The organism is Allokutzneria sp. NRRL B-24872, assembly GCF_002155965.1.
Taxonomy (GTDB): Bacteria; Actinomycetota; Actinomycetes; order Mycobacteriales; family Pseudonocardiaceae; genus Allokutzneria.
Window position 1 is genome coordinate 408 of the sequence record NZ_MUMH01000324.1, and the last position, 358, is coordinate 765.

At 69.8% G+C, this 358-nt stretch carries 1 protein-coding gene; it reads left to right on the forward strand.

What is annotated here, in order from left to right; translation table 11 throughout:
• Nucleotides 1-358 (forward strand): LamG domain-containing protein (locus tag CCN37_RS37785; RefSeq protein WP_143262043.1); only part of this gene is annotated, 358 nt, incomplete at both ends.

A 358-nucleotide genomic window follows, 5' to 3' on the forward strand; every position in this document is an offset into this window, starting at 1 on the left:
CTCGGCGCTGAGCAGGGCACTGTCACCATCTCCTCCACGAGCGCCTACAACGACAACCAGTGGCATCACATCGCACTGCAACGCGTTTCCGGCAAGCTCGTCATGCTCGTGGACGGCCACGAAGTCGCATCCGCTCCCGCCCCCGCAGGCTCGATCACCGCAGGCCGCGAGTTCGGCATCAGCGGCGTCCACATCGGGCAGCGCCTCGACGGCACCCAACGCTTCCGCGGCGACCTCGACGAGGTCCGCGTCCACCGCAGAGCCCTCACCGCCGACGAGCTCCACCGCCTCCGCACCACCAACGCCGCCCTGCCGCGCTCCGCCGCACTCCACCTCCCCCTCGACAAGATCACCCCCG